Source organism: Streptomyces sp. NPDC002306 (assembly GCF_053593435.1).
On sequence record NZ_JBSFCK010000085.1, the window covers coordinates 1 to 11002 of the forward strand.

7 protein-coding genes and 2 pseudogenes are annotated in these 11002 nt (G+C 61.7%); 5 read left to right on the plus strand and 4 right to left on the minus strand.

Annotation, left to right across the window (positions count from 1 at the left end; translation table 11 throughout):
• Nucleotides 1-217 precede the first annotated feature (217 nt).
• Nucleotides 218-715 carry a hypothetical protein gene (locus tag ACWCQK_RS40990; RefSeq protein ID WP_451164227.1) on the minus strand — a complete coding sequence of 166 codons (498 nt, stop codon included), beginning with the start codon at nt 713-715 and terminating at the stop codon, nt 218-220.
• A gap of 929 nt (nt 716-1644) precedes the next feature.
• Here ACWCQK_RS40990 and ACWCQK_RS40995 point away from each other — a divergent pair.
• Nucleotides 1645-4569, plus strand: coding sequence for a helix-turn-helix transcriptional regulator (locus tag ACWCQK_RS40995; RefSeq protein WP_451164229.1), 2925 nt, complete (start codon nt 1645-1647; stop codon nt 4567-4569).
• Between the two features lie 195 nt (nt 4570-4764).
• Here the strand turns inward: ACWCQK_RS40995 and ACWCQK_RS41000 are convergent.
• Nucleotides 4765-5012 (minus strand): annotated as a pseudogene (locus ACWCQK_RS41000) (transposase); the annotation flags it as partial.
• Between the two features lie 115 nt (nt 5013-5127).
• On the opposite strand from ACWCQK_RS41000, the gene ACWCQK_RS41005 reads away from it, so the two are divergent.
• The gene (locus ACWCQK_RS41005) at nt 5128-5400 is read left to right on the plus strand and encodes a transposase (RefSeq protein ID WP_451164231.1); all 273 of its coding nucleotides are present in this window, start codon (nt 5128-5130) and stop codon (nt 5398-5400) included.
• Between the two features lie 88 nt (nt 5401-5488).
• On the opposite strand, the gene ACWCQK_RS41010 is transcribed toward ACWCQK_RS41005, so the two are convergent.
• Together ACWCQK_RS41010 and ACWCQK_RS41015 are read right to left on the minus strand one after the other, a co-directional pair.
• Nucleotides 5489-5677, minus strand: coding sequence for a hypothetical protein (locus ACWCQK_RS41010; protein ID WP_451164237.1), 189 nt, complete (start codon nt 5675-5677; stop codon nt 5489-5491).
• 747 nt (nt 5678-6424) lie between these two features.
• On the minus strand, nt 6425-6673 hold the full coding sequence (locus tag ACWCQK_RS41015; RefSeq protein WP_451164239.1) for a hypothetical protein: 249 nt from the start codon (nt 6671-6673) through the stop codon (nt 6425-6427).
• A 122-nt stretch (nt 6674-6795) separates the two neighbouring features.
• Here ACWCQK_RS41015 and ACWCQK_RS41020 point away from each other — a divergent pair, with 122 nt between their 5' ends.
• From ACWCQK_RS41020 to ACWCQK_RS41030, 3 genes and pseudogenes are all read left to right on the plus strand, one after another.
• On the plus strand, nt 6796-7170 hold the full coding sequence (locus tag ACWCQK_RS41020; protein ID WP_451164233.1) for a transposase: 375 nt from the start codon (nt 6796-6798) through the stop codon (nt 7168-7170).
• 421 nt (nt 7171-7591) lie between these two features.
• On the plus strand, nt 7592-7870 hold the full coding sequence (locus ACWCQK_RS41025) for a hypothetical protein (protein ID WP_451164235.1): 279 nt from the start codon (nt 7592-7594) through the stop codon (nt 7868-7870).
• 1832 nt (nt 7871-9702) lie between these two features.
• A pseudogene (locus ACWCQK_RS41030) lies at nt 9703-10833 on the plus strand (IS110 family transposase); the annotation flags it as partial.
• Nucleotides 10834-11002 lie beyond the last annotated feature (169 nt).

The following is an 11002-nucleotide window of genomic DNA, read 5'->3' on the forward strand; positions in this document are numbered from 1 at the left end:
CCGAGCAACGAGCTCGCGCTGTTCAAGCAGCCCCACGACCGACGGCACCCACGACCTCCACAGGAACGGCGACCCGACAGGTCACCACTCCCACAGGTCACCAGCCCATACCTGACCAGCGGAAACGCAGTCCTCAAGCCCGGAAAGACAACAGCGTCTAAGCGCAACCTCAGCGGTGGACACCTGTGACAGAAGGAACCTCGCCCCTCCTCGGCTCTCACCCTCCTTTGGCTCGACGGATGGAATTAATCAAGTCTCCTCTGAAGGAGTTCCCCGCGGGGTCATCACCGACGGGAATGTGCCAGGAACCGCCTTCGGGAAAACGCGACCAATGCGCCCACACGGAGATTCCACTGTCGATTAACGCCCCATCGGAGGGAAGCCGAGGATTACTTTCCACCCTCATAGTGGCAACGGAAGCCGACATCACGACAGTGCCACGATATTCCCCATTGGCGAGGACGACTAAGTAGCCGGGAAGCAGACCAGCGAAACTGATTTCTTCGGAATCCCTGCCAGCATTTCTAGTAATTTTGGATAAAATTCCATTTCCATACAAACGCCGACTGCGAGTTTCGCAAAAAACGACATCATCCCGCACCTCCGGCAACAAGCTACTTTCAACGTGAGATACAATCTCTTTCTGAAAGGCCAAAGGGATTTGACAAAACTCTACTTCTCTACTAGTTCGGTCATAAAGCTTTCGATTTTTCATGAAGACTTCCTGGGGAATAAGGGTAGCGTGATCTGAATTGCTAGGTGCGGCCCAGCTTGAGGGTTCGTAGTGATGCCGCTCAACGGCCTCACGTCAAGTCCTCACAAAACTAGGTCGCCACTCATGGGAGCACTCTACTGAACCCGGACGCGATCGGGATGGTCTGGCTGCAGGCGATCACGGGGCGCGTCAATTAAACAGCTGATCTTGGTTGTGCGTGGTCTGTTGTTGCTCGAGGTCAGAAAGTCCGGTGATGGCGAGCAGGCTGCCTCCGCGGACGCGAGCCATCGGGGCGCCACGGGCGGCGGCCATTTTTTAATCGCTAAAGCTCAAGACTCCAGCCGCTCGAGAGCGCTGCATGCGTCCAGGCTGGGCCGGCTGGGCATAGCAGTGTTGATAGGTGGTGGATGCGTGTCACCAGCACGCAAGCGTTCTATGCAGACCGCATCTGCTGCGGGAAGATCACCAGCTTCGGCCACTTCCCCTCCCGACCTCAGACAAGTGTGGCTGGAGCTGTCCTTGGCCGCCACCGATCCGCTCGCCTGGCCCTGGACCCCGCTGGAAGGAGAGTTGGCCACCCACCGAGCCGCAGCCGCCACCTGACAGCGGCAGTCTCTCTCCAGCACATCACAGCCACGTCTCCTTCGCGGGAAGCAGCAGAGCTACTCGGTCCGTCACAGCCGCGAAGAACTCGACAGAGCACGCACTACCGTGCTTGCGTGGCCACCGCTTCATTTCTCCGTCTTCACAAGCGATCACGATGCAAGCGGTCACACTTCTGCCCACAGACACCCCACCCCGCTGGCCAGCTAGTGACGCCCTCTCACGCCTCACGACCACCACTGCCGTGACAAACCTCCCTTGCAGTACGCCCTCAGGACACCTCTTGCCGCGCATGGCCCTGCACATGACAATCGCGTGACAACCTCATGTCGATCACACGCGAGATCGCCAAAGGCATGGCAAACCTAGGGCTAGTCGCGCATGCTGGAGTCGTGGATGCCCCGCGTGATCTCTTTGACCGACAGATAGAGCAAGAAGTTCTTGCTGCGGCAGTTCGGGAAGCGCAAGCAGGAAGAGGAAGGTTCATAGCAATTGAGTCACAGGCAGGAATGGGAAAAACCGCATTGCTACGATACGCGGGGGATTTGGCGCGACAGGAGGGACTGCATGTACTGACTGCTCGGGGAATGGATTTGGAACAAGATTTCTCATTCGGCATGACGCGCCAATTGTTTGAGTCGGCCTTGGCTAGCGTGACGCCGGAACAGCAGGCGGTACTATTGTCGGGAGCGGCGGGGGTTGCAAAAGCAGTCGTAAGCCAAGATAGTGTTCCCGGAGGCCCTCTTCCTGGAGAATTCGCCATTCTGCATGGTCTTTTTTGGCTTACAGCGAATTTTTGCCAGGAAGGGCCACTGGTACTACTATTGGATGATGCACACTGGGCAGACGCGCCATCTTTGCGATTTCTGTGCTATCTCCTGCCACGACTTAACGAGTTGGCGCTTTTGGTTGTATTTTCCCTCAGGCCAGGTGAACCCGAAGCGCGAGCAGAATTTCTGGATCAAATCATAACTGATCAAACGTGCACATTGCTGCGGCCAACATATTTGGGGGACGAGGCGGTGGATAGCATTGTGCGTCAAGCTCTAGGAGCGGAGGCGGAACGGGAATTTATTGAAGCTTGCCGGAAAGCTTCGAATGGAAACCCTCTTCTCCTTCATGAAGCGGTGCGTGCGATTTCTACAGAGAAGATAGCACCCACTGCAGTTAATGCGGATTTTGTTGAGGAAGTGGGTGGTCGGGCGTTGTTTTCAAGAGTCTCCTTGCGTCTCAAGCGACTTCCGGCGCAGCCAGTGGCATTGGCCAGAGCCGTCGCAATGTTGGGAGATGGCGAGCTTGCGCAGGCGGCAGCAGTTGCGGGGATGGAAGCGCACGAAGCCCTGTCCGCCGCCGCACTGCTCTCGAACCAGAATCTGCTTGAGATAACTGATTCAGTTCCCCTGCAAGTTCGCTTTCCTCACCCTCTGCTCCGCGCAGCTATTTACCAAGATATCGATTCAATATCCCAGAACGAAGCTCATCGCCGCATCGCTCGCTTGCTTGTTGACCAGAACGCTGATGACGAGCGGGCTGCAGCCCACCTTCTCCGCACTTCTCCCATCGGTGAGAGTTGGGTCGTCGCTGTCCTCGACGCTGCTTCCTCTATGGCGCTGGCTCGCGGGTCTCCTGGCAGCGCAGCAACGTACCTTAAGAGATGCCTGGACGAACCTCTCCAAGCCCAGGAGCACACCGATGTTCTCACCCGACTCGGTAACATCTCCACTCACATCGACTTCGTCCAGACGGCCGAGTATCTGCAAACAGCTTTTGCGGAATCCGATAATTCCGTTGCCCGAGCCAAGATAGCGATCACGCTGACCCTGCTGCTCGCATGGCAGGAACGCAATGATGAAGCCCTGAAAGCCCACGCAACGGCAGTCAATAACCTTGATCTGAGCGCTGTAGAGCTTCATCAACAACTCCAGGCAGGGCTACTTGACATGGCTCTGGATGATCCGGTTGCTTATAAGCTCGTAACTGGACGCATGCGCGGACTGCTTGCTGCGCCCCCAGAAGACACCGCTAGTAGCCGAGTTCTAGACTGCCTCCTGGCTCTTCACGAAGCGTTCGCTGGCACAGACGCCAAGTCTGTCGCGCAGCGTGCCCGCCGCGGGCTCAGCAATAGTGAATTGGCTATCGGCAGCGAACTCGATTTGCCCGATGCATGCCGTGTTTCGGCCATAGCGGCCGGCTCTTTTGCACTCTCGGCGACTGAACTTGACGATGTTCTACCTCTCCTTGAACGCTATCTCAAAGAGGCACACCAGTTTGGCACGGAAGGTGATGCTGTCGCCGCGTACACCTACCGCTCGAGGGAATGGCTGTGGCGTGGCTCTCTAGCCGAAGCGCTAAACGACGCGCGGCAGGCACTCCGACTGACGTATCAACTGAGCGACAAGGTGGAGTTCCCGTTTGCACTATCCGTCGCAATTTCTGCTCTCATCGAACAAGGAAATGTCACTGAGGCAACCGATCTAGCCAAGGGGCTTGATATTTTTTCCCCCCGACGCATAGGTCACTGGTCCTTCCTACGTGAAAGCTACGGTCAGTTGCTAGCTTGTCAGCACCGGTATGACAAAGCATTGGAAGCAATGCTTCTTGCCGGAGAGAGTTTCGCTGCCACGGGCGGCCGTAATCCAGCCTTCACAGCCTGGCGCTCCGGAGCCGCCAAATGCCTACACGCCTTGGGCGAAAATTCCAAGGCGCTCACCTATGTAGAGGAAGAAATCGCACTCTCTCGCTCTTGGGGTGCACCCCGTCCACTGGGTCATGCGCTGCGCACCGCGGGGCTCATCGCTGGAGGAACACAAGGGGTAGCCTTGCTCACCGAAGCTCTGGAAGTCCTCGAAAACTCTACAGCTCGTCTAGAATTGGCCCACGTGCTGGTGGATCTTGGCACTATTACTCGCCAGAAAGGCTCTGCCACTGAAGCCCGCCACCTTCTGGGCCGCGGACTGGATTTGGCTTCCCAATGCGCCGCTACCGGTCTAGTCGAGAGTGCATACAACGAACTAGTCCGCGCTGGCGCCCGTCCCCGTCGGCTCTCTTTGACGGGGCCGCAGGCGCTCACTCCAAGTGAGCGGCGTGTTGCTGAACTGGCTGCCTTGGGACTCACGAACCGAGATATCGCCCAACAACTCTACGTTGCTGTAAAAACGGTTGAGGTGCACCTAGGCAGCACTTACCGAAAACTGGGCATCGCTAACCGTCACAGTCTTACATCCGCACTCCAGGATACTCAAAGAGACTGAGCCGGGCCTTGACTTGGTCTTAACTCAGGGTCAATGGTTAGCGTTTTCGCTGGTCATGCAAGGAAGTTGAACGAGCCGCGGTGTAGGAAAAGAACTCGTTGGTACAGGCAGTCGACCAAGACAGCTTGTATCCGAGGAGCTCCGTTGCCTTCGCATCATGTCCTGCCGCCTGCACTTCAACTGGTCAGCGGCGCCGTCCTGTTCGGCCAGCCGAGCCCTGAACTCGCACAGCACCAAGTGGTCGAACCCCGGATCCTCCAGCTCAAGGCCAAGGGCATACTTCCAGTCGATCCTGGTGCGGACGGCGTCCGCCGCCGCACGGTCGGACAGGTTCTCCGCGAACTGCAGCACCGACACCAGCGCCAGCCGACCAGGGGACAGCCCCGGCTGCCGTCGCAAGGATACAGTCCGGCAAACGCGTCGTCCCTGAACAGGACATCAAGCCCGGTAGCTACGACACCGCCGCCCTCATCGAGGTCCTGGAGCAGATGAAGGTGTTCTACCGCGGCGAGCGGGTGGTCCTGGTCTGACGGCCTGTCCGCCCATTGGAGCCGCGCGATGCGGGCTTGGGTCGCCGACCAGGACTGGCTCACCCTGGAGCGATTACCCGCCTACGCTCCCGAGCTCAACCCGGTGGAGCTGCTGTGGTCCTCGCTCAAGAAGCGTGAACTCGCCAACCTCGCCGGCGATCACCTCGCCGATGTCGCCGACGCCACCGAACAAGGCATCCACCGCATCAACCACAACCCACAACTGCCATGGTCCTTTCTCGCCCACACCGGCCTGACCATCCACCCACCACACCCACCGAAATTACGAAAAGATCAGTAGGAGGTCCTAACAAAGGCGTTGGACATGTCGGTGGGTGATCAGGCGGGTTGCGAGACCGAGGAAGGCCTCATGGATGTCGTCGCGTCGCTCACAACATCCCCGAACCGAAGCCCAGCACCTGGGGCAGGTACTCCCACTGAATGCCGGTATGGAGCACGAACAGGGATTGTATGCTGCGACGGGTCTGTCTTGAATCGATCGAGGACGAGACCCGAAATACCTTGAGGAGTTGATCGAGAACCTCACCGGTTATGGCACCGTGCTTGCGAACGAGCACCCCGAACCGGTCCTGTGGATCTCCGCTGCCCGCCGCGGTGAGGGGTGCTGTGGTCCGAGCATGACGCGCTTGACGGCGGATTCCGTTCCACGACATGGTCGTCGGGCTGCGAACCGCCGCCTTGCGGTCCAAACTGCGCCGAGAAGAGAGTTGCTTTTGTGGGTTGTCTACACTTCGACGACGATCGGCACCGGCAGGGAATTCCCGTCGGGTGCGGGTGCGTGGACGAGTGCTGCCTATGGCCGGAGAAGGACGCTGTCGAGCTGGAACGGCTAGGGACCCCGAAGATCGGGGAGTACCGGCGCGTCGTCCAGCCGGGTGGCACAGAGAACGGCAAGGCCGGCAAGGTCGTGGGCCGCTTCATGATGTCGGCCGCGGATGCGGAGGAAGTCAACGCCGAGGAAGGAGCTTGGGTGACGCTATCGATTCCCGGGGAGAGCTTGCGGAGTGAGAACAGGCGGCGCAAGAAGGCGCCACGCTCCCGGGAATGGTCCGGTCCGGTCAGTTCGACCACGGAGGTGGACACGCCCAGTTGAGATCCGTTAAGCCGTTGAGGAAATTCGCCATGCGCGAGGCGTCGTAGCGCGGAGTCACCGCTTGATGGCGGTTGAGGGACTGGACCGAGGCCGGTGTTTGGCCTCGTCTGTACCAGGTCTCTTCTGTCGGCGACGGCTGAAAAGTGGTTCTGGCTCACTTTTGGTGCTGGACTGACGGAGGGTCACTGTTGGTGTCGGCGGTGGTCCGAGGTCACGCAGCCAAAAGGACGCGCTTGCGCAGGGGATCCAGACCCGCCCGGCCGAACATCTGCCGCTTCAGCATCTTGATCCGGTTCACCTGCCCCTCCACTGCGTCGAGGATGGTGGGGAGGCACTGCCACTTGCCAGTCGCCAGTTCCTGCCAGGTGGCGGCGCGGGCGAAACGGCGGACGGTGTTGCGGGCGGCCCTGGTCGACCAGAGTGTGCACGGCCTGGTGGCGCGCGCGGGCTCGGTCCGCATACCGGTGGGCAGTGGTGGCCAGCTGGCCCGCCGTGGCGATCTTCTGCAGTTCCGCGAGAGCGGTAGCCGATGCCGCGGGGGTCGGGGGTGGTTCGGGTTCGCGCAGGTGGGCGGCGTGGCGGGTGACGCAACGCTCCGACCGCCTCGACGAGCTACGCAGCGAATATTGGGGTGTTGACGGCTTCGCCCTGTGCCGGGGCCATGTCTACGGCACTGTCCTGATCGACATCGAGACCCGCAGACCGATCGACCTGCTGCCCGATCGCGAGGCCGCAACTCTCGCCCGCTGGCTTGCCGAACACCCTGGTGTCGAGAACATCTGCCGCGACCAGGCCACCGCCTACGCGGAAAGGCGCCCGCGCACACGTGACCGATCGCTGGCACGTCTGGCACAACGCAGGACAGTGTGCAGGCGTGTGCTGCGCCGGCCGTGCCGGAAGGTGAGGCTGGCGATCTGCTCGGCGGAGGTGTTCTTGGGCCAGGTCCGCCCGGTGTAGCGGAACCTGCGCACCCGCAGCTGGATCACCACCGGTCGACCGCGCACGGCCGTGTCGGCGAGCCGACGCTCATATCTGCTGTGGACGACTCGCAGGCCGCCTGCCCGCAGCGCGGTGAGGCGTCCGGGCTGGGCCGTCGCGCTGATGCTGGCCGGACGGGCCGGCACCCCCGGCTGGCGAGCGTCCTCGATGCCGCTGCCAGCGGCTCCACGCTCCTACGGCTGATCCGCGCCATGCCCGACCCACTGACAACTTCAAGCCCTACCTCCACCAGCGCTGGAACGAGGGCTGCACCACCGTCGCCATCCACTTCGCGGAGATCACGGCCGCCTGTTGCCGCGGCGACCTCACCGTCACGCGCGACTACCTGCGCCCACTGCGATCAGGCGCCCCGCCCCACGAAAAGGCCCGGCCACCCTCAGTGCGGCAGGTCACAGGCTGGATCACGCGCCACCCCAACAGCCGCACCGCGGAGGAGACCCTCAAGCTCAGCAACATCCTCGCCCGATGCCCCGACCTCGACCCCACCGCCGGCCACGCTCACGTGTTCGCCGAGATGATGACTGCCCGCACCGGCCACCAACACCGCGCGGCCGACCCAACCGCCTGGCTCCGCCAGTTCACACGCCTGCGGATTCGCTACGAAACACGCACCAATCTGCAGCTCGGCCTGCTCCAACTCGCCTGCAGCATCCGCTGAGACGACTCCGAACCTCATTCTAAAATGATCATTTACGAGGTTGGCTGAGTCGGATGGAAACGTAGGAACTCTCATCATCCCAGCTCAGCGGGCACCTCTCCGCGTCAGCCACTCCCCGCCCCGATCACCGATCGATGGATCCAGGCTCAAGATAAGTGCTCGATGCTCATGTGGAGCACTAGAAGTGTCCCGATAATTCGAACGGTACGAGCCATCGAATGTCCGGAGAGGTACACATAAGGCAAACCTTGACAATTAGGTATCACAAATGACGTACGCCTGGAATTTTCAAGGAAGACCGCAATGTTAAAATCTCATGCAATTCGGGCACTTACGGCCGCCGGTGTAGTTGCGCTTTCGCTCATCGGAACTTCGGCTACTGCCCTGGACTCCCCGGGGGGAGGGGGCGGCGGAGGCGGCACGATTTCCGACCCTCCGCCCTCTCGCCCCACACCTACGGACCCTCTGAAGACTTTCCGTATTTACCTGAATGACCTCTGGTTCACCAACCTGGAAGAATGTAGCGTATTCGAGACCCACAACACGGATGGTACAGTCAATGTTCATGATAGCTGTACCCCTACAGCAGAAATGTACGGAAGTATTACGGTCAACGCCACCGCCCCTCTGACGGGCGATCGCACCGCCGCAAGCATCCTGCTCTCCCAGTGGGAATCGAAAGGGTGCCCGAGCCGCACAGCGTCCGGGGTCGACTGGAAGGCCACGTATGCCGATGAGGCCAGTCGTTACTGGAACTGTCCGAAGCGCGTGGAGACAGGCGTCAATTACCGTATACAGGAGACCACAACATGTGTGGCAGTCCCGTACCGCCCCAGTGCGGGATGCCAGACAACTCCGGCCGTAGGTCGCCGTTTCGTTGACGTACCGTTCCGCCCGGGCGATGCCATCAAGGTCTCCGTCGACCTCCGCGACTATGATTCAGGCAGCGGCGATGACAATGTCTGCAGGGGGTCAATTACCACCCCACCGGTCAGACAAGGCGCAGTCATCGGATACACCTCAGTTTTCCATGGCGCAAGCAACGGCGCAGGCCGCGGCTCACAGTCCTGCACACTGAAGTTCCAAGGCATTACCGTCTCGTCATAGCGTCAGATCCTTCCATCCTATTTCCATGAGTGGTGGAGCTTCGATTTTTTCTGGGGTCCGCCAGCTTGCTGGCGGACCCCAACCATGTCCACTGTGGTGGTGTAACTGCGCCGGGGTAATTTTCGGTTGTGGGATAGATCGATTCCTGCCGCTCTTGGGGAGGTAGTTTCGGCGGAAGGCGATCCCATCGTCGTGCACCTCAATGCGGTCGGCGGTGGTGAGGGCGGCGAAACGGGGGAAGATCTGGACGACGTCGACGCGGCGCTCGATCTCGCGGCTACTGATTTCAGTTCGTTGGGGTGAATCGCTGCGAAGTCCCTGATGGGTGTGGGTGGGTGCCTGTATCCGTGGTGTGTGAGATATGCGGATGGGGGCGGACTGACTCCTGTGGGGCGCCGACGTCCGGTAGACATCTCGGGGGCACGGCAGGCTCTGACGAGCCACCAATTACCTTGTGGGTCATACCGGAACGTCAACGCCAGCCTGGCCAACCCAACCCGGGCGCCGCAGGACGACTATCACAGTTATCTTCTTCGCGGTCCTGCAAGAGGGCCGCTGGCCTCCAGGCCCGGGAGGTGCCGTCGGAGACGCTGATGAGAGGTCCGGCCACCGCCCGGTCCGACGCAATGCCGGACAGCTCGCGGGCGGCAGGTCTGCATAACGTGGATGCGCGCGTACGACACCGCTGCCGAGGTCGGCACGCGAAACTCCCCTGGAAGGGCGCGATGTTCGACACCGAAGACGTGGGCGTGTTCCTCGGCCTGGACGTCGGCAAGACCGCTCACCACGGCCACGCACTCACCCCGGCCAGGAAAAAGGTCCTCGACAAGCCCCTGCCCAACAGCAAGCCGAAACTGCGGGCCGTCTTCGACAAGCTGACCGCGAAGTTCGGCACCGTCCTGGTGGTCGTGGACCAGCCCGCCTCCATCGGAGCCCTCCCACTTACCGTCGCCCGGGACGCGGGCTGCAAAGTCGCCTACCTGCCCGGACTCGCGATGCGACGGATCGCCGATCTCTACCCTGGCGAAGCCAAGACCGACGCCAAGGACGCCGCAGTCATCGCGGACGCCGCCCGCACCATGCCGCACACCCTGCGCTCGCTGGAACTCACCGACGAGATCACCGCCGAGCTGACCGTGCTCGTCGGCTTCGACCAGGACCTCGCCGCCGAGGCCACCCGCACTTCCAACCGGATACGCGGCCTGCTCACCCAGTTCCACCCCAGCCTGGAACGCGTCCTCGGCCCCCGCCTCGACCACCAGGCCGTCACCTGGCTCCTGAAACGCCACGGCTCCCCGGCCGCCCTGCGAAAGGCCGGCCGCCGCAGGCTCGTCGAACTCATCAGGCCCAAGGCACCGCGCATGGCCCAGCGGCTGATCGACGCCGTCTTCGACGCGCTCGACGAGCAGACCGTCGTGGTCCCGGGGACCGGCACCCTCGACATCGTCGTGCCCTCCCTGGCCCGCTCGCTCACCGTTGTCCACGAACCGCGCCGGGCTATGGAAGCCCAGATCAACGCCCTGCTGGAGGCCCACCCTCTTTCCCCGGTCCTGACGTCGCTGCCCGGCGTCGGCGTCAGGACCGCCGCCGTCCTGCTGGTCACCCTCGGCGACGCAACCAGCTTCCCCACCGCCGCCCACCTCGCCTCCTACGCCAGCCTCGCCCCCACCACCAAGTCCTCGGGCACCTCCATCCACGGCGAACACTCCCCACGGGGCGGAAACCGGCAGCTCAAGCGCGCGATGTTCCTGTCCGCGTTCGCCGCCCTCCACGACCCCGCCTCCCGCACCTCCTACGACAAGTGCCGGATCAGAGGAAAGACCCACACACAAGCCCCCCTCCGGCTCGCCCGGCGGGTCGCTGAGCGCGATGAGCAGGCCGTTGCGGTGTGGAAGGTGGCGACCTGGGCGGAGGTAAAAGGGTCCGGGCAACCTGCGGGGGCTACGTCTGCTTCGAGGACGAAGCCGGCTTCACCCGACGGCCGCCCCGGGGACGGACTTGGGGCCGGCGGGGCCGCACTCCGGT

Excerpts from the sequence above, each read along its gene's own strand:
- ACWCQK_RS40990 (WP_451164227.1), bottom strand. The coding sequence starts at position 715 with ATGAAAAATCGAAAGCTTTATGACCGAACTAGTAGAGAAGTAGAGTTT.
- ACWCQK_RS41015 (WP_451164239.1), bottom strand. The coding sequence starts at position 6,673 with ATGCGGACCGAGCCCGCGCGCGCCACCAGGCCGTGCACACTCTGGTCG.
- ACWCQK_RS40995 (WP_451164229.1), top strand. The coding sequence starts at position 1,645 with ATGTCGATCACACGCGAGATCGCCAAAGGCATGGCAAACCTAGGGCTA.
- ACWCQK_RS41005 (WP_451164231.1), top strand. The coding sequence starts at position 5,128 with ATGCGGGCTTGGGTCGCCGACCAGGACTGGCTCACCCTGGAGCGATTA.